This window comes from Mixta gaviniae (assembly GCF_002953195.1).
In the GTDB taxonomy this organism is placed as follows: domain Bacteria; phylum Pseudomonadota; class Gammaproteobacteria; order Enterobacterales; family Enterobacteriaceae; genus Mixta; species Mixta gaviniae.
Window position 1 is genome coordinate 672,613 of the sequence record NZ_CP026377.1, and the last position, 19,908, is coordinate 692,520.

Below are 19,908 nucleotides of genomic sequence, written 5' to 3' on the forward strand. Positions count from 1 at the left end.
CGGAGGCTTTACTTCACGGCCCGCCCGCCGCTTCTTCAGGCTTCAGGAGTTGCCTGTGCCGCTGATTGTAGTCAGGCGCTGTCTGTACCGCGCTTCTTCAGGCTTCAGGAGTTGCCTGTGCCGCTGATTGTAGTCAGGCGCTATCTGTACCGCGCTTCTTCAGGCTTCAGGTATTGTCCGTGCCGCTTCTCCCACTTGATGTGAAACTCAGCACTTGCATATCAAAGCACAGAGTCAGGGGAGCGAGGGGGCCGGAACCAGTAGGCGGACCTCCCGCGCAGGGAAGGCGCGGGCGGAGGCGCTATGGGTTTACCCGATGTGAAACTCAGCACTTGCATATCAAAGCACAGCGTCAGGGGAGCGAGGGGGCCGGAACCAGTAGGCGGACCTCCCGCGCCAGGGAAGGGGCGGGCGGAGGCGCCATGGATGGCTTCATGCCGTTCCGCCGAAAGGTCCGGCCCCCTTGCGACCGGCACTCACCAGCCTGTCTGTCAGCTCCCTTGCGACCGGCACTTACTGGCCTATCTGTCAGCCCTCTTGCGACCGGCACTCACCGGCCATCTGTCAGCCCCCTTGCGACCGGCACTCACCGGCCTGTCTGTCAGCCCCTTGCGACCGGCACTCACCGGCCTGTCTGTCAGTCCCCTTGCGACCGGCACTCACCGGCCATCTGTCAGCCCCCTTGCACCCGGCACTCACCGGCCTGTCTGTCAGCCCCTTGCGACCGGCCTCACTGGCCTATTCGCCGGCCCCCTGACAACCGGCACTCAACTCACTCTCTACCGGCATCTGGCCAAAGCCGCAAATCTGCATCCACCTGAAACCAAAAACGCATACAGTCCTCCCTTCCGCGATCCTTATCACAAATATAAAAGCTCAAAAAGAAATCAGTTGATCTCCATCTGCGATATAACCAATCTGATGTGAAACCGGTTACCTATTTTGTTGCAGACGGGAAGCGCCAGCGGGAAAACCCGTAAGCAGCTTCTACAACTCCATGAATAAAGTATAAAAATGCCGTCTACCCTACGGCACGGTGCGTCATAACGAGAGGTTTCACACTCATGTCAAAGAATTACGCGGCAATCTCGCGCTCGATCGTCGAAGCGATAGGTGGTGGTGATAACGTGGCGGCAGTGACTCACTGCATGACGCGCCTGCGCTTTGTGCTAAACGACACCAGCAACGTCAACAGCGCCGCGCTGAAAGCGATACCCGGCGTCATGGGCGTGGTACAAAACGACAACCAGTGCCAGGTCATCATCGGCAACACCGTTTCGCAGGCCTATGCCGAAGTATTAAAACTGCTCCCCGCCGGGGCGCAGGCACAACGGGCTGAGCCGCCCAAAGGCAAACTCACCCTGAAACGTATCGGCGCCGGGATCCTCGATGCACTGATCGGTACCATGTCGCCGCTGATCCCGGCGATCATCGGCGGATCGATGGTCAAGCTGCTGGCGATGATCCTCGACATGACCGGCCTCTTCCCGAAAGGATCCTCCACCATCGCGATCCTTAACTTCATTGGCGACGGCGCCTTCTTCTTCCTGCCGATCATGGTCGCCGCCTCCGCCGCGATCAAATTCAAAACCAACATGTCGCTGGCGATCGCCATTGCCGGCGTACTGGTCCACCCTGGCTTCATCGACCTGATGGCGCAGGCGGCGAAAGGCCAGCCGGTCGACTTCTTCGGCGTACCGGTCACCGCGGTCAAATATACCTACACCGTCATCCCGGCGCTCTGCATGACCTGGATCCTCTCCTACATTGAAAAATGGGTGGATAAGATCACCCCGGCGGTCACCAAAAATTTCCTCAAGCCGATGTTGATCGTCCTGTTCGCCGCGCCGATCGCCATCTTGTTGATCGGGCCGATCGGCATCTGGATCGGCAGCGGCATCTCGGCGGTGGTCTACACCATCCATCACTACCTCGGCTGGCTCTCCGTCGCCATCATGGGCGCGCTCTGGCCGCTGCTGGTAATGACCGGTATGCACCGCGTCTTCACGCCGACCATCATTCAAACCATCGCCGAAACCGGCAAAGAGGGAATGGTCATGCCGTCCGAAATCGGTGCCAACCTCTCCCTGGGCGGATCCTCGCTGGCGGTCGCATGGCGCACCAAAAACCCTGAGCTGCGTTAAACCGCGCTGGCGGCGGCGGCCTCGGCAATTGTGGCGGGCATCTCCGAGCCGGCACTTTACGGCGTAGCGGTACGGCTCAAACGCCCGCTGGTGGCCAGCCTGATCAGCGGCTTTATCTGCGGCGCGGTCGCCGGCCTCGCCGGGCTGGCCAGCAACTCGATGGCGGCGCCGGGGCTGTTCACCAGCGTACAGTTCTTCGATCCCGCCAACCCGATGAGCATTGTGTGGGTGTTTGCGGTGATGGCGCTGGCTATCGTGATCTCCTTTATCACCACCCTGATTTTAGGCTTTGAGGACATTCCGGTTACGCCGGAGCAGACCAACGCGGCGTCCTCGTCCGCCGCCTGGCCCGCCCGTTCTCAGGCCGTTAAAACGCATTAACAGAGGATGCATATGGAAACCACATTTCCCGCAGGATTTTTATGGGGCGGCGCGATTGCGGCCAATCAGGCCGAGGGCGCCTGGCGCGAGGGCGGCAAAGGGCCAGGGACGATAGATATGATCCCGCATGGTCCCGATCGTCTGGCGGTAAAGCTTGGGCAGCAAAAGCGCTTCAGCTGCCGCGACGACGAATTCTATCCGTCGCACGAAGCGATCGATTTCTATCATCGCTACAAAGAGGATATCGCTCTGATGGCGGAGATGGGCTTTACGGTATTTCGCACCTCCATCGCCTGGAGCCGCATCTACCCGCAGGGCGACGAACTGACGCCCAACGCCGAAGGTATCGCCTTCTACCGTGAGTTGTTTGAGGAGTGCCGGAAATACCACATCGAGCCGCTGGTCACCCTGTGCCACTTCGACGTACCGATGCATCTGGTAAAAGAGTATGGATCCTGGCGCAACCGCAAAATGGTCGATTTCTTCACCCGCTATGCGCGCACCTGCTTCGAAGCCTTTGATGGCCTGGTGAAATACTGGCTCACCTTCAATGAAATCAATATCCTGTTGCACAGCCCCTTTTCCGGCGCCGGTCTGGCGTTCGAAGCGAGCGAAAATCCGCAGCAGGTAAAATATCAGGCGGCGCACCACGAGCTGATCGCCAGCGCGCTGGCAACCCGCATCGCCCATGAGGTCAACCCGCAAAACCAGGTCGGCTGTATGCTGGCGGGGGGCAACTTCTACCCCTACTCCTGCAAGCCGGAAGATGTCTGGGCGGCGCTGGAAAAAGATCGCGAAAACCTCTTTTTTATTGACGTGCAGGCGCGCGGCACCTATCCGGCGTGGACCCGCCGCATGTTCCGCGAGCAGGGGATCACCCTCGAAACGCTGCCGGGTGACGACGAGATCCTGAAAGATACCGTTGATTTCGTCTCCTTCAGCTACTACGCCTCGCGCTGCGCCTCGGCAGAGATGAACAACAACAACACCAGCGCCGCGAACATCGTTAAATCGCTGAAAAACCCCTGGATTGAGGCGAGCGAGTGGGGCTGGGGCATCGATCCGCTGGGGCTGCGTATCACCATGAACATGATGTACGACCGCTACCAGAAACCGCTGTTCCTGGTGGAAAACGGCCTGGGCGCAAAAGATGAGCCTGACGCTAACGGTGAGATCCATGATGACTACCGCATCAGCTACCTGCGCGAACATATCCGTGCGATGGCGGAAGCGATCGATGATGGCATTCCGATCATCGGCTATACCAGCTGGGGCTGCATCGATCTGGTCTCCGCCTCAACCGGCGAAATGAGCAAGCGCTACGGCTTTATCTACGTCGATCGCGATGACCAGGGCAACGGCACCCTGGCGCGCCGGCGTAAGAAATCGTTCTGGTGGTATAAAAAGGTCATCGCCAGCAACGGCGCCGATCTCGATTAATAAAGGCGGGCCGCACATGGCCCGCTTTCTTTTAAATAGCCTGCGCCTGATGGGTTTAATCTGGCGCGGCTAACGCGATATTCCACTGAATAAACCAGCTCGCTCCTGCAATTTATTTCTTCTTTCGCGCACGCTTACGCTTTTAATAAGCACATTCTTCTGCACGCTGACTTTTTAGGATGATAATTAAAGGGATACCGCGCATTATACGCAGAGGAAGGGTAATAACCTGCGTAATGAAACTATTTCTTTTCCATTATTAACCGCTATCAATCAAACGCTTGTAGGCGCACACTTCCGATTAAATAAGACGATTCTCAATCCCGTTTTCAAAATTAACGGTTGCGCGTTGCCTTTTTTTCTCTGCTTTTTTCAGCGCATAAAGATATATGAAAATAGTATGAGTGAAATCACCTTTTTACGTATAAATATTTCCTGGTGTAACTGGCGGAAATAATCCTTTTCTGCTTTACCTGATATTTGTGCCGATGCATTCAGGGCGGCGCTTTCTTTTTTTGCAAACTGAAGCCTTTTAAAAATCCTTGTTTAAAAACCAATAAATGGATGGTATCTGCAATGCTAAAGAAAAGCAGAAGGTTGACTGTGGCTCAACGCGCCTTATCGCCTGAGTCAGAAGGACGGCGCGCGCGCTTAAGCGTGCTGGCGGTAGCGGTATGCCTGGGGTCGATCGGCCAGGCGGCGGCGGCCGGTTATATCGAGCAGGGCACGGCGGGCAATCCGGCCAGCTGGCGCAGCAGCGAGTTCAACGCCGAATGGGGGCTGGGGGCAATCCATGCCGATGCCGCCTACGCCGCTGGCTACAGCGGCAAAGGGGTCAAGCTGGGGATCTTCGATCAGCCGGTCTACGCTAAACATCCCGAATTCTCCGGCGCCAGTAAGGTGATCAACCTGGTGACCAAAGGGATCCGCGCCTATACCGATCCCTATATTCCGGTTAAGGCGGGCGATCGTTTTGAATATAACGGCACGCCGAGCGTCGATTCCGACGGCGAGCTGGGCTCGCACGGTACCCACGTCGGCGGCATCGCGGCGGGCAGCCGCGACGGCCATGAAATGCATGGCGTCGCCTGGGGCGCACAGATCGTCAGTGCGGAAAACGGCGATCCCGGCCCGGAAGATGGCATCATCCTCGGCAACGACGGCGCGGTGTATAAGGCGGGCTGGGATGCGTTGCGTGAAAGCGGCGTGCGCATTATCAACAACAGCTGGGGCATCGGCATCACCGACAAATTTGCCGAAGGCGGCAGCAACCCTGCTTATCCGCATTTCACCGTCAATGATGCCCAGAAACAGTTTGACCAGATTAAGCAGATCCTCGGCACCGTGCCGGGGGCGCCTATCAGGGCGCGATTGATGCGGCGCGCAGCGGCATCGTTACCATCTTCGCCGCCGGTAACGACGACAACCTCAATAACCCGGACGCCATCGCAGGGCTGGCTTACTTTGTGCCCGATATCGTGCCGAACTGGCTCTCTGTCGCCAGCCTGCAGCAGAACGCCGCTTCCGCTGACGGCACGCCGTATACCATCAGTACCTTCTCCTCCCGCTGCGGCTACACCGCCAGCTTCTGCGTCTCGGCGCCCGGTTCGCGCGTCTACAGCTCGGTAATTGAAGGCACCAGCGCCGATAATCTCACCACCGGCTACGCCAAATATAGCGGCACCTCAATGGCGGCGCCGCACGTAGCGGGCAGCGTCGCGGTGCTGATGGAGCGCTTCCCCTATATGACCGGCGCGCAGGTGGCGCAGGTGCTGAAAACCACCGCCACCGATATGGGCGATCCGGGCATCGATGCGCTGTATGGCTGGGGGATGATCAATCTGAGCAAAGCGATCGACGGCCCGGGCATGCTCTATACCGTCGAGGATATTCCTGAAGCGCTGCGCGTGCCGGATCCGCAAGGTGTCGCCTACGGCCCGACGCAGTTCGTCGCCAATATTCCCGGCATTGGCGCTGAGCTAGATAAAGAGACCCCCTATGCGCGCCTCTGCAATCAGGTGCAGTGTGGCTTCGATATCTGGTCGAATGATATCTCCGGTCACGGCGGCCTGACCAAAGAGGGCACGGGCGCGCTCTGGCTGACCGGCAACAACAGCTACAGCGGCCCGACGCTTATTAACGCCGGTCTGCTGTCGGTAAACGGCTCGCTCGCCTCGGATGTTACAGTTCAGCGACAGGGCGTGCTGGGCGGCAACGGCAGCATCGGATCGTTGCGGGTAGCGCGCGGCGGCACCGTGGCGCCGGGCAACTCGATCGGCACCCTGAATGTGGATGGCGACGTTACCTTTGAGGAAGGCTCGCGCTACGCGGTAGAAGTGGCGCCGGACGGCCGCAGCGACCGCATCGCCAGCAGCCGCGCTATCACCATCAATGGCGGCGAAGTGGCCGTATCGCTGGAAAACAGCGCTAATCTGCTGAGCCAGAGCGAAGCGCAAAGCCTTGCCGGGCGTCAGTACAACATCCTGACGGCGGCGCAGGGCATCAACGGCGCGTTTACCGGCGCGCTGCCGGCTTATGCTTTCCTGGGTACCACGCTGGGCTACCAGGCAAACCAGCTCTCGCTGACGGTCGGGCGCAACGACGCCACCTTCGCCAGCGTGGCGGCCTCTGATAACGAGCGCGCGGTTGCGACGGCGGCGGAAGCGCTGGGTGCCGGCAATCCGGTGTATGAAAGCCTGCTGCTCAGCGGGTCGGCAGGCGAGGCGCGTCAGGCGTTCCGTCAGCTCTCCGGCCAGGTGCATGCGGATATCGCCTCGGCGCAGGTTAACGACAGTCGCTATCTGCGCGATACCCTTAACGATCGTCTGCGTCAGGCGGAAGGGCTGGGCGGTGTCAGCGATATCCGGGCAGATGAGGGCGGTGCCTGGGCGAAACTGTTGGGCGCGTGGGATCACGCTTCCGGCGATGCCAGCGCCACGGGTTATCAGGCCTCGACCTACGGCGTGCTGCTGGGGCTTGACTCCGCCTGGGCGGACGACTGGCGCATGGGCGTCGCGACCGGCTACACCCGTACCTCGCTGGATGGTGGCTACGGTTCGGATGCCGACAGCGACAACTATCACCTTGGCGTCTATGGCGGCAAAGAGTACGGAGCGCTGGCGCTGCGCGCCGGGGCCGGCTACACCTGGCACCGTTTCGATACCTCGCGCTCCGTGGCCTACGGCAGCCAGTCCGACCGCGCCAGCGCGCAGTACAGCGCGCGCACCGAGCAGTTCTTCGCCGAAGCGGGCTACCGTATCCCGGCCGGGCCGGTCAGTCTGGAGCCGTTCGCTAACCTCTCTTACGTGAACTTCCAGAACAACCGCATCGCGGAGCAGGGCGGCGCGGCGGCGCTGCACGGTGACAAGCAGCACACCGACGCCACGCTCTCCACCCTCGGCCTGCGCGGCGACGTCGAATGGAACGTCACGCGCGATACGGCGGTGGCGCTGCGCGGCGAACTGGGCTGGCAGCATCAGTATGGCGATCTCGATCGCGGCGTCGGGCTGAAGTTTAACGGCAGCGACACGCCATTTGTGGTGAACAGCGTCTCCGCCTCGCGCGACGGCGCGGTGGTGAAAGCCAGCGCCGAAGTGGCGCTCAACAGCAACGCTCACCTGTCACTGGGCTACAGCGGCCTGCTTTCCGATAACTATCAGGACAACAGCGTCAACGCCGGCTTCAGCTGGAACTTCTGAAGCCAGTCAGCAGCGGGGCCGGCAACGGCCCCGTTTTTTTATGCCTTCTTCTGCGCCGCTTTTTATTCCGCGCGCAGACACGGGGCATTGGTGCGCTGAAGCCAGCGGAACGTATGAAGGATGCCATTCCACGCGCAGAGGCGGGGCATTTGTGCCGCCGTGAAAGAGGCGCTGTGATAGCGATCATATTTAAAAAAAAGGTAAAGAAGTTATCGTTTTTCATCATTGACAATAAGGCGCCCGGCGGATCGGAAATATCTTTTCTGCGCCGCGTAATTCGCCTCGTGTCACATTTACGTAAAAACATAAAACGGCAAATAAATTTAGCAATTGTTATTCCCTCTGCCTTTTACAACATTAACAGGCACGGCTGAATCAAGCCCTCCGTTAAATAACGCGCTGCGGGTAGAAGGGGAGTAATAATGGCGACCTGTTCCGTATTGGGTAAAAAAGAAAAAATAGGCTATGGCCTGGGCGATATGGCCAGCGCGCTGGTCTGGCAAACGGCGACGCTGTTTCTCGCCTATTTTTATACCGATGTCTATGGGCTGCCTGCGGCGATTATGGGCACCATGTTTCTGCTGGTGCGCGCGCTCGATGCCTTTGTCGATCCCTGTATCGGCGCGCTGGTCGATCGCACCCGCACGCGGCATGGACGCTTTCGTCCCTGGCTGCTCTGGTTCGCGGTGCCGTTCGGCGTCAGCTGCCTGATCACCTTCTACGTGCCGGATGCCGGCCCGACAGCGAAAATCATTTATGCCTGCGTCACTTACACTCTGCTGAGCCTGGTCTACTCCGCCATCAACGTACCCTACTGCGCGATGCCGGGCGCGCTGACGCTGGACCCGCGCGAGCGCCATTCGCTGCAATCCTGGCGCTTCGGGCTGTCGTTTATCGGCGGGCTGATCGTCACGGTGATCGCGCTGCCGCTGGTGAACTGGCTGGGCGATGGCAGCCCGCAGAAAGGCTATTTCTATGCCATGAGTCTGATGGGCATGCTGGGCGTGGTGCTGTTTTTCTGCTGCTTCGCGATGACGCGCGAGCGTTATTATTCCGCCGCGGAAAATAGCGGTTCAATGCTCAGCGATTTAAAAACGCTGACGCGTAACAGCCAGTGGCGCATTATTTTCCTGTTTAATATTTTACTACTGACCGCGGTGGTCACGCGCGGATCGGCCACGCTCTATTATGTGAAATATGTGCTGCTGCGCCCGGAACTGGTTTTCGCCTTTATTGTTTCCGGCATGGCGGCGGCACTGCTGGGCGCCTTATTATCGGAGCGCCTGCTGGGAAAATTCGACCGCGTGCGCGCCTACCAGTGGACGATTATAAGTTTTGTGCTGCTCGGCTCGGTGATTTTCTTTTTACCGCCGGGCGCGCTCTGGTGGATCTTCGGCATAAATATCGTCTTCAGCTTTATTCAGAACCTGACGACGCCGCTGCAATGGGCGATGTTCTCCGACGTGGTGGATTATGAAGAGCAGCGCAGCGGACGGCGGCTGGACGGGCTGGTGTTCTCTACCGCGCTGTTCGCCATCAAGTTCGGCCTGGCGCTGGGCGGCGCGCTGGTCGGCTGGATCCTGGCGCTGGTGGACTATCTGCCCAACCAGCCGCAGCAGTCGGCAGGCGTGCTGACCACCATCAACGCGCTGTTCACCCTGATCCCTTCGGCGCTGTTTATCGCCATGGCGCTGCTGCTCTGCCTCTATAAGCTCAACAGCCGCAGAGTGGCGGAGATCGCCAGCCAGCTGGCGCAAAAACGTCAGCAGCGCGAGGACGCGCCCCCGCTTGTTTCCGCAATTCAGGAGTAACCTATGACCGCAATTTATCAGGACCCGCAGCGCCCGGTGGCGGAACGCGTCGCCGATCTGCTGGCGCGCATGACGCCAGAAGAGAAGTTCGCCCAGATGCACGCCTTCTGGCTGATCCTCTCCGCCGACGGCGACCATCGCGAACGCAGCGATCTTAGCGACAGCTTTTCCGGCGCCGGCCAGCTCAACGATCTGAACGCGCGGCTGCGGCGCGGCGTCGGGCAGATTACGCGGCCGCTGGGCACGCACGTGGTCGATGCGCGCGAAGGCGTCAGGGCGGCCAACCGCCTGCAGAAAACGCTGATGGAAGAGACGCGGCTCGGTATTCCGGCGCTGTTCCATGAAGAGTGTCTGGTCGGTCTGCTGTGTAAAGAGGCCACGCTGTTTCCATCGCCGCTGAACTACGCCTCCACCTGGGATCCGGCGTTGATCGAACAGGTGGCCGCCGCCATCGGCGAAGAGGCGCGTTCGACCGGCTGCCGCCAGGGGCTGGCGCCGGTGCTGGACGTTTCGCGCGACGTACGCTGGGGGCGCACCGAAGAGACCTTTGGCGAAGATCCCTGGCTGGTCGGGTTGATGGCGACCCATTTCGTGCGCGGGCTACAGGGTGAAAAGCGTGACCTGCTGGCGACGCTGAAGCACTATGTCGGCCACTCCTTCAGCGAAGGGGGACGTAACCATGCGCCGGTGCATCTCGGCTTCTGCGAACTGAATGACACCTTCCTGCTGCCGTTCGAGATGGCGGTGAAGCTGGCCAACGCCGGCTCCGTAATGCCCGCCTATCACGATATCGATAATCAGCCTTCGCACAGCGATGCTTTCCTGCTCACCACGCTGCTGCGTGAGCGCTGGGGTTTCGACGGCATTATCGTCGCCGACTACGGCGGCGTCAGCCTGTTGCATCAGCACCACGGCGTGGCGCGCGACGCGACGGAATCCGCCGCGCTGGCCTTTAACGCCGGGCTGGATATCGAACTGCCGAAAGATGACTGTGCGCAGCATCTGGCGGAGGCGGTCGATCGCGGGCTGATGACGATGGAGAAAGTGGACGAAATTGTCGCCCGTCTGCTGACAGAAAAATTCCGTCTTGGACTGTTTGAACAACCTTACGCCGATGAAAACCGCATCAGCCTGCAAAGCGCGCATGCGCGGCAGCTGGCGCGTGAAACGGCGACGCGCTCGATCACACTGCTGGAGAACAACGGTACGCTGCCGCTGAAACCGACGCAGCGCGTGGCGGTGATCGGCCCGACGGCGGACGATCCGCTGGCGCTGCTCAGCGGCTACAGCTTTCCGGTGCATCTGATCATCAGCGATATGCAGGACCAGGCGGCGCAGGTCGCCACGCCGCTGCAGGGGCTGCGCGAAGCGCTGGGCGAGGCGCAGGTCAGCTATGCGCGCGGCTGCCATATTATTGAAAAACGCATGGCGGGCGCGCCGGTTTTCCCCGGCGACAGCGCCGGCAAGCCGATGCAGCAGTCGCCGGTTTCGCAGGATACCTCGCTGATCGCCGAGGCGGTGGCGCTGGCGCAAAACAGCGACGTGGTGGTGGCCTGCGTCGGCGACCTGGCGGGCCTGTTCCAGAGCGGCACGGTAGGCGAGGGTTCGGACACCGACAGCCTGGCGCTGCCAGGCGTGCAGCAGCAGCTGCTGGCGGCGCTGGTGGCGACCGGTAAGCCGGTAGTGGTAACGCTGACCGGCGGACGGCCCTATCATCTCGGCGGGCTGGAGGATCGCGTGGCGGCGCTGCTGGTCGCCTGGGCGCCGGGGCAGGAGGGCGGTCACGCGTTGGCCGACGTGCTGACCGGCCGCGCTGAGCCTGCCGGCAGGCTGGTACTGTCGGTGCCGAAAAGCGCCGGCGCGATGCCCTACTACTACAACCACAAGCTGAAAAGCGGCGGCACGCCGTTCGCCTTTCATTTCGGCGCGCGCTATCCGTTCGGTTACGGTAAAACCTGGACGACCTTCGCCTACGGCCCGCTGAGCCTGGCACAGACGCAGACGCCGGTAGCGCAGGGCACCATCGAAGCGACGCTGACCCTCACCAACAGCGGCCAGCGCGCAGGCAGCGAGGTGGTGCAGCTTTATGTACGCGACAGGGTCGCCTCAATGGTCAGGCCGGTACAGGAGCTGAAAGCTTTCCAGCGCGTCAGCCTGGCGCCAGGCGAAACGGCGCGGCTGACCTTTTTCCTGCCAACCGACATGCTTAACTTCACCAGCCGTGAAGGGGAGCGCATCGTCGAGCCGGGCGAGTTTGAGCTGCAGGTGGGCGCTTCCAGCGGCGATATCCGTCAGCGGGCGGTGGTTGAGCTAACCGGCGAGACGCGGCAGCTGCCCTCGCAGTGGCGGATGCTCAGCCATTGTGAAGTCGCGCACGGCCAATAGCCGCAGAGAGGAGAGAGCGTAATATATGAATAAAGGCCGCCGCTGCGGCCTTTTTTTTATCGGCGACGACAGATAAAGCCACCGCAGCCGATAATGCTTACGATATGTTATCGCCGATCAGCGCTATTTTTTACGGCGCTTGTTTACCGGGACCCATAAATTCTGGACAAGCGTCAGGCCGGCGATAATAATAGGCGCGCTTTAAAATCGATAAGGTTTTCTGCAGCTAACCGGCTGAATCAGCAGGGGTCTCTTACATAAAGCATGCCTGCCTTTTGCCGGATTTCCTGTTACGTAAGTCAGTAAATAATAATATTGTTCTGATAATTTGGCTTACTCACGTCAATCATATCGAGGTCCTTTTTTTTATTCAGCCGACGATGGCGGTACAGCCCTGTGTAACCGCGCCGGATAATGGACCGATATTCGCTGAAAAATTTACGCGTTATATAAAAAAACCTAGCTGCATTGCTTGCTGTTAAACGGCAATTTTACTTTCAGGCATGGACAAGGACTAAGGAGAGAACGTGAAACGCCATCATCTCAGGAAAGTGGGCTCGCTGACGGCGGTCGTTATGCTGACCTCCAGCTGCGCCAGTCTGCATCAGGCTGGACAAAATTACGGCACGGCCATCGGCTGTATTGGCGGCGCGGCGCTGGGTGGGGGATTAACCTATCTCGCCACCAAGAATGCCACTAAAGCCGTGGCGGGCGGCCTGGTCGGCGGCATTGTGGGCTGTATGGCCGGCAACGTCTGGCAAAGCCGCGAAAAAGCGCTTGCTCAGATCGCGGCGGAAGAACATATCGTGATTAACAGCCAGCCGCTGCGGGCGCAGGAAAAAAGCGGCGCGGAAACCGTTGGCCTGGTGGCGCAGGTCGAAGATAACGGCATGTTCGATACCAACAGCGCGCAGCTTTCCGCCAGCGGCCTGCGTCAGGTCAGGAAGATCGCCGCCGTCATGAAAGAGGGCGATCAAAACGGGGTGGTATTGATTGTCGGTCACACCGACGCCACCGGCAGCGCCAGCTGGAACCAGAAGCTGTCGGAACAGCGCGCGCAGAGCGTAGGCCGCGTGCTGCAGCAGGCGGGCCTTAATCCGCAGAAGCTCTACTTTCAGGGCGCAGGCTCCTCACGTCCGCTGGCTGACAACGCCACCTTTGACGGGCGCGCGGCCAACCGCCGCGTCGAGATTGTCGGCCTGGCTAACGAGGCGCTGCTGCGTCAGCGGGTAGCGCAGGAAGGCAATAACCTGGCTTATTTACGCTATGGCACGCAGGCTGCCAGCACGCAGCGGGCGAAAACCGCCGCCGCTCCCGTCGCAAAACGTCGCCCGGCAGAGAGCAGCAGCCAACAAGCGCCTGCCGTCGCTCCGGCGACAGAGGCGAAACAGACCGCCGCCGCACCGCAGCAGGGTAAAAACTGGGTCGATTTCGGCGGGCAGGCGGTCAGCGGTGCCACGCTGCCGCTGGCGGCCAACCTGAAGCCGCGCAGCAGCGGGTTCTCTTTGATCTCGCAGGCAAACGCCAGCAGCGTAACCGGAAGCTGCCTCACCGACAGCGCGCGCGTCACCGGCGCCGCGAAAAATCTCGCCAGCGGAAAAGCAATCGACGACCATCAGACGCTGGACTATTTCAACGGCATGAATGGCCGCGCCTGGGCCGGGCTGGTGAATAACCATCTGGTGACCCTCTCGCCGGTTAAGGTGCTTAAAAATAACGCCACCGTAGCGGCCAATCCCAGCGTCTATATCACCCGCAATTACCAAAACAGCGGCAACCGTAAGGCGGATGCGCCGATCGCCGCCGTCGCCAACGCCTGGGAAGGGGAAGAGAGCATCCTCTACCGCGTCTATCTGCCGGCAGATAAAGCGGCGCCGCTCTCCTGTATCGATCTGCTGGTGCCTAAAAATGCCGCGAAAGCGCAGCAGGGCCAGCTTTTTTATACCAGTCACAGCAATGCCTGGGTGGCGAACTACAGCCCGACCCGCAGCTAATCAAGGAAACAGAGAATGGAACTTTTCCAAAGCATCGCCGAGGCGATCTCCCTTTACCGCTATATTTTCTGGCCGCTCCTGGCGCTGATCGTATTAGTGGTGGTGTTTATTCGCTGGTGGAAGCAGGTCAGCTACTTCTTTCTTAACGTCGCCAGCAGTTTTCCGCTTATCGGCCTGATTGCGCGGCTTTCCCGCAGCAACGAGCCGCGCCGTACCGAAACGGACGGAAAAGCCTGGTATCCGGCGGAAAAACTGCTGTGCGCGAAGTACTGGCGCTACTATGACTCCTTTAACCACAGCGCCGATTTCTATCAGCGCTGCGTCAATTATCTGAACAAAGTGGATGAGCGCGGGCGCAAGCCGACCGGGCCGCTGCTCTGGTTCTGCAGCGTGGCGTTAGTGTTGCTGGAAGCCTTTATTTTCGCGCTGGTGCTGTCGCCTTTCATCGCCAATAACATCTCCGCTAACCAGGCGGAATTCTCCGCCATTGTTATCTCGATCCTTATCGGCGTGGTGCTGGTGCCGGCAACCCATTTAATGGGCGCGGAACTGCATAAAAACACCCTGCTGAAGAAGATCCGTTACTGGTATAACGATGCGCGTCACGCGGGTAACGCGAAAGGCTTATCCAAAGCGAACAACGTCTCGCTTGAAGAGAGCAAAGTGGATGACGATGAGCCTAATTACATTCAGATGCGTAACCGCGTTAACACCAACGTTGAGGCGAAACCGCAATACTGGGCGACGGCCATCGCGCTGGCGCTGATCCTGTTTTTCGCGGTGGGCGCCTATTTTGTCCGTGCCGCCACCATTGATGCCATCGATACGCAGGCGGTCAACGGTTCGCCTTTCAGCCAGATGAGCGATACGCAAAGCTCGCCGTTTGAGCTGCCTGCCGAAGCGGCAGCGGATAATGCGAAGGCGGACAGCCAGGCGGCGGCGGAGATCAACCATAACCGCGTGTTCGCCTCAAAGCTGACGTTTATCATTCTTTCCGTCATCTTCGTCGGCGTCCAGCTGATCGGTATCCTTATCGGCCTGTACCGCTCTTTTGCCGGGATTGAATCGAAGACGGCGGCGAAATATGTCGGTAACTTCAGCGGTTCGGAAGCGTTTACCGCCTGGCATAGCGCACACCGCGATCGCGTCGAGCGCGACGCCCAGGAGAAGCTGAGCGCCCTGCAAAACCGTATGCTGATGAAGCGTACCAGCAGCCAGAGCCAGCAGCTGAATGAACTGCTGACCTTCAACGACTACGTGAACTGGAAAATGCGCGACAAGCGCGATAACGCGCGCGTGGCGGATGAACACCGCCAGCAAGCGTTGCCGCAGGCGCAGGCTGCTGCGGTTGCGCAGCCGGCGCCTGCCGCTGCGGAGCCGGTGATGCCGCCGCCAGTCGCCGCGACGCGTCAGGCCGCAGAGCCGCAGGCGCCGCAGAACGAAAAAGAGCGTCTTGATGCGCTGGGCGAGTTAACCGGCCTGGATGAAGAGGAGCTGGCGCTGATTGCTGAAGATCAGGGGCTGCCGCTGGAGGCGCTGTTAAAGCGCCAGCGCGTGCAGCAGCTGCTGAATAAAACCCGGGCGAAGGGGGAAGCATGAGGAAGTGGCTGGCGCTGATTTTTCTGGGGATGACGTGCGTCGCTCAGGCGGCTGAACGCAATGATATCCCCAGCTGTTATCACTTTCTCAAAGTAGACGACGCGCGCCCGGCTGACAGCGGGCGCGAGCTGGTCATCGTGATCGATCAAACCGTTAAGGTGCCTCTTTCGCTGAAAGAGTCAGTCTGGCAGCACGTACTTCGTTACGTACAGCCAGGCGATCGCGTGGTGCTGTATCAGTTCTCCGCGCTGCTGCAGGATAACTACCTGAAGCGGGCCTATGACGGCAGGCTGGAAGCGCCGTTTACCGACCAGAAAGCGCGCAACAGCATGGGGATGGAGAGCCTGAAGAAGCTGGACAGCTGTCTGGTGCAGCAGAAACATTACTTCAGCCAGGGCATCGGCAAGGTAATGGCCGCCAGCTTTGCCGCCGAAGGCGACAGCGTCGCCAAAAGCGAGATTTTCGGCAGCCTGAAGCGTATTGCCGCCGATTTGAAAGGCGATCCGGCCACGGAAAAATCGCTGCTGCTGGTCTCCGATATGCTGGAAAACAGCGACTTTGTCAGCTTTTACAGCAACAACCGCATCCGCGCGATTGTGCCCGACGAGGAGATGGCGAAGGTGACCAAACAGGCGCTGATCGCCGATTTTGACGGCGCGCGGGTTTATGTGGCGGGTGCCGGTCTTATCGATACCGCAGCGAAAAACAATTACCGCTCCGGCAAGGTGATGCAGCAGCTTGAAACCTTCTGGCAGCGCTATTTTGAGGCCTCTCACGCCGAACTGGTCAGCTTCGGCGCGCCGGAATTAACGGTAGAGATAAAGTAAGCCGGCACGTTTTATCTTCTCTGCAGCGTCTCCCCGGGCGGAAGGCGCTGCAGACCGTCACGGAAACCCGGACGGCAAAGCTTTACGCCATCTCAGCAGCAAATTCGCTGCGAATACGCGCCTGTAATGAGGCCAGCTGGATACGTATCTCCTCTTTCAGATCGCCGCTGTAAAGCAGCGATGTTTCAAAGTTTTTATACTCCCCCTGACGTTGCGCGCTTGCCCAGTTATAAGAGCCGATACAGATAAAATTATGATCCGCCATCAGCAGCTTGCTGTGTACTTTATTCACCACATGCACGGCGATGCCATGCGCTGCCAGCGCCGTACAGCAGGCGTTAAACTGCACGCTTTTCTCTTCGTCATAGCGATTATTGGTGAAGGTATTGAAGCGATAGTCGGTATAGAGTTCAACCGCGATCTCCCGCCCGGCGGCCTGCTGCATCGCGCTCAGCAGCCCGCTCTCCCTGAGCCGGGAAAGCGAGACCCAGGGCGAAACAATCACTACCCGCTGCTGCGCCAGCTGCAGGATCCCGGTCAGGCAGGCGTCGTGCGCTTCCGCGTCGTTAATCACCCGCGGCTCGCGACAGCTCAGCAGCAGATCGGGGCGTGCGCCGACGGAAAAAATCAGTTCGCTGTCGGCACGCCTGGCGAGGTACTCGCCGAGCAAATGCCGGGGTGTGCCGCGCGGTGCGGCGTCAATCGCCTCCATATCGCCAAATACCAGGAAGCTCTCTTTGGCGCGTGAAACGGCGACATTCAGCATCGAATTGTCTTTATCGATAAATTTGCCGTTGCTGTGGCGCGAATACACCGCTGAGAACAGCACAATTTTGCGTTCCGCGCCCTGCAGCGCATGCACCGTTCCGATTGTCATTTTGCCTTCGGTGCGTCCGACCTCGATGCCGCGCTGTTTGCACGCCTCGGCGATCAGCTGTTCCTGCGCCTTGAATGGCGTAACGACGCCGACAATATCCTCCAGCTTCGCCTTGTAAAAGGTCTCCAGCTCGTGGCGCTTCGCCGCCAGCCATTCAGCGATGGTATTCGCCTCCAGGCGGTTAATGCGGCTGCCGGCTGGTGGCGATTCCGCCAGGCCATCTATATGCAGATAGCCTAACGCCGGGAAGGGCGGCGGCGTCTTTGCGTCGGCGGCGCTGCCGCGCTTAGGCTCCAGCAGGCCGTGATAGCAGAGGGCGTTACAGAAGGAGATGATCTCGTCGTAGCAGCGGCGGTGTTCCCGCAGGAATATGCCCGCTTCCGCGCCCGGCAGATAGTGGTAACGGCTGGCCTGCTGGGCAATGCGCATCACTGAGCCGCTGACCACGGAGCGACCCTGTTGGCACAGTTCGTCGTAATCGGCGGCATTGGCCAACAGCTGATGCTGCATCAGATTGCCGATATCCATCGCCGGCAGCTGATTGCTGACGGGCTGGATCTGATGCACATCGCCGATAATGAGCGCACGTTTGGCCAGCGCAAAAGAGGCGGCGGCCACGTCCGGCGCCACCTGTCCCGCCTCATCCACGATCAGCAGGTCAATCTCATTAATCAGGTATTCATTATTAAACACGCCTTCGCTTTCAAAGACCTTATAGGTCATATGGCCGGGCAGCGAGTAGAGCGTGGACACGATGCAGGGGGTCAGGCTCATACGGCGCGCCCAGCGCGCGCGCACCGCTTTCAGCCCCTGTGCATCGTTGCCGTTGCGGTTTTTAATCAGCATATCGCGGTCGTGTTGCCGATAATCCAGCAGCCAGCGCGCTTCCCAGTAATGCACCGCCAGCTGAAACAGACGAAAGCGTACAGAGCGATCCAGCGCGCGGTCGATCTCCTCCAGGGAGGGGGCCTCCGCCGTGTTGCTGAAGGGCGCGCAGAGCTGCAGCCATGCCGCTTTTGACTGCTGGTACTGCTCCTGCAGCTCGTGCGCCTGTGCTATCTGCCGTTGCAGATCCCCGACCGCCTCTCGCTGCTGCGTCAGCCAGCTTTCCAGCGCAGGCTCCAGCTGTTCGGCGTCGCAGCGCTCAACCAGCGAACGCGCCAGCGGAGAAAAATCATTTTTAATTAACTGCTTACGGTTGGCCCTGCGTTTACTGGCAACCGCCGGCACAACGTTCAGCAGCGTCAGCAGCAGCGACTCATCCGCGCAGAACGTCAGCCAGGCCGCCAGGCTCTTCTCAACCCCGGCGATATCTTCGCGCAGGTGCAGCAGCCCGGCCTGTAGGGCCGCCTGCGTCTTTACCGGATCGGCCTGTTGGTACCTGATCCGCACCTGTTCAAACTGTTGCCAGCTCACCTCAAGCTCCGCCATCAGCTGATAGCCCGCGTTGATATCGTTCCAGATCCGCTGTTTTACCGCCTGCACCCTGTCCAGGCTCTTATCCTGCAACGCTGTTTGCGCCCGATTCAGAAAGGCGCTTTCCGCACGGTCGATATAATCTTCATTTTCCAGGCACTTATAGAAAGAGGGGGTGTGGTAATGTTTGGCCGCCTCGTTTTCCAGGCTGCCTGCCGGGAAATAGCCGCCGTAGCTTTTCACCTCCGGCAGCCAGCGCCCGCTTAGCGGATCGTCATTCTCTTCAAAGTCTTTGCCAAAGGCCTCAATAATATTGGTGACTGCCTGATTATTGGTGGAGGCGGCGATAATCAGCGGCGGCTGGCTCTCTTTCCAGGCGGCCTCCACCCATAGCGAGGCGACAACGGAGAGGACAAACGTCGTTTTGCCGGTGCCGGGCGGGCCGTTAACCGCAAGGATCTCGCCGGGCTGCATAGCCATCACCTGTGCCAGCGCATCACGCTGGGCGGCGGCAAGCGAAAAGCGTGAGCCGGAATGGCCCGCGCGGGCGACCAGCTGCGAGAGCGCAGAGGTGCAGGGCAGATGCTTCGCGTTGTTTTCCAGCGCGAAGCTTTGCGCCAGCGGCAGCGCGTCTTCGCAATCCGCCAGCCAGTCGTAGAGTTTTAAAATCTGGTAGCTGCCGCTAACGCTATCCTCCGCCTTTTTGAGATAGCCGCCCTGCTGGCTGGTATAGCGTGCTTTAAGCAGCGCTCTGTCGCAAAGTTTGAACAGTTCCCGCGCCGAAGCGACGTAGTCATGCCAGAGCGTGTTTTCTTCCGCCGGCTCCGCCCGCTGGCTGAACAGCGCGCTGGCCTCCTGTTCGCTATAAACCTGGAGGGTCTGCGTATCCAGAAAACGGTCAAAATCCTGCACCGAGGCGAGGGTAAACTTATCGTCATACTGCGGAGAGAGCAGATCGCGCGGAATGTGCGGCCTGCCGGCGGGCAGAAACTCGCCTTCGCGGCTAAGCCAGATGGGGCAGATAACCGGTGTTATCGCCTCGGGAAAGCCGGAAAAGGCGCTTTTGCTGTGTTCATGCTGCTGTTTAATCAGAAAGGCCGCAGGACGCAAAACCACTTTAATAAACAGCGTTTCCGCAGGTACCTCGGCAAACAGCGCCTGCAGCGGGGCGCTTTCTTTATCCAGACGTCCCCGGCCGATGATCGCCGCCGGCACTTTATGATAGTCGCTCAGCGCCTTACGGCTCATCGCGCCGCTGCCGCTTTCGGCGTCCGCCAGCGAATTGCGCCAGTAGCGTAGCCATTGTCTGGCTTGTGCTGCACTCATGCTGCTCATC

General features: G+C 59.7%; 7 protein-coding genes and 2 pseudogenes. 8 read left to right on the forward strand and 1 reads right to left on the reverse strand.

The window, feature by feature from the left end; genetic code table 11:
- Window positions 1-1,064 precede the first annotated feature (1,064 nt).
- The 8 genes and pseudogenes from ascF (at window position 1,065) to C2E15_RS03150 (ending at window position 16,279) form a co-directional block, all read left to right on the forward strand.
- A pseudogene (ascF, locus tag C2E15_RS03110) lies at window positions 1,065-2,525 on the forward strand (PTS cellobiose/arbutin/salicin transporter subunit IIBC).
- 12 nt (window positions 2,526-2,537) lie between these two features.
- Window positions 2,538-3,965 carry a 6-phospho-beta-glucosidase gene (locus C2E15_RS03115; RefSeq protein ID WP_104956085.1) on the forward strand — a complete coding sequence of 476 codons (1,428 nt, stop codon included), beginning with the start codon at window positions 2,538-2,540 and terminating at the stop codon, window positions 3,963-3,965.
- A 576-nt stretch (window positions 3,966-4,541) separates the two neighbouring features.
- Window positions 4,542-7,663 (forward strand): annotated as a pseudogene (locus C2E15_RS21905) (autotransporter outer membrane beta-barrel domain-containing protein).
- Window positions 7,664-8,085: 422 nt separating this feature from the next.
- Window positions 8,086-9,474 carry an MFS transporter gene (locus C2E15_RS03130; protein WP_104956087.1) on the forward strand — a complete coding sequence of 463 codons (1,389 nt, stop codon included), beginning with the start codon at window positions 8,086-8,088 and terminating at the stop codon, window positions 9,472-9,474.
- 3 nt (window positions 9,475-9,477) lie between these two features.
- Window positions 9,478-11,859 (forward strand): glycoside hydrolase family 3 N-terminal domain-containing protein, encoded by a 2,382-nt coding sequence (locus tag C2E15_RS03135; RefSeq protein WP_104956088.1) that lies wholly within the window; start codon window positions 9,478-9,480, stop codon window positions 11,857-11,859.
- A gap of 527 nt (window positions 11,860-12,386) precedes the next feature.
- Entirely contained in the window at window positions 12,387-13,853 is a 1,467-nt protein-coding gene (locus C2E15_RS03140; RefSeq protein WP_104956089.1) for an OmpA family protein, read from the forward strand.
- A 15-nt stretch (window positions 13,854-13,868) separates the two neighbouring features.
- Window positions 13,869-15,452 (forward strand): hypothetical protein, encoded by a 1,584-nt coding sequence (locus C2E15_RS03145; protein ID WP_104956090.1) that lies wholly within the window; start codon window positions 13,869-13,871, stop codon window positions 15,450-15,452.
- Window positions 15,449-16,279, forward strand: coding sequence for a hypothetical protein (locus tag C2E15_RS03150; protein WP_104956091.1), 831 nt, complete (start codon window positions 15,449-15,451; stop codon window positions 16,277-16,279). Before C2E15_RS03145 ends, C2E15_RS03150 begins: the two co-directional genes overlap by 4 nt.
- A gap of 82 nt (window positions 16,280-16,361) precedes the next feature.
- Here C2E15_RS03150 and C2E15_RS03155 read toward each other — a convergent pair whose 3' ends face one another.
- Entirely contained in the window at window positions 16,362-19,898 is a 3,537-nt protein-coding gene (locus tag C2E15_RS03155; RefSeq protein ID WP_167391821.1) for an AAA domain-containing protein, read from the reverse strand.
- Between the last annotated feature and the right edge of the window lie 10 nt (window positions 19,899-19,908).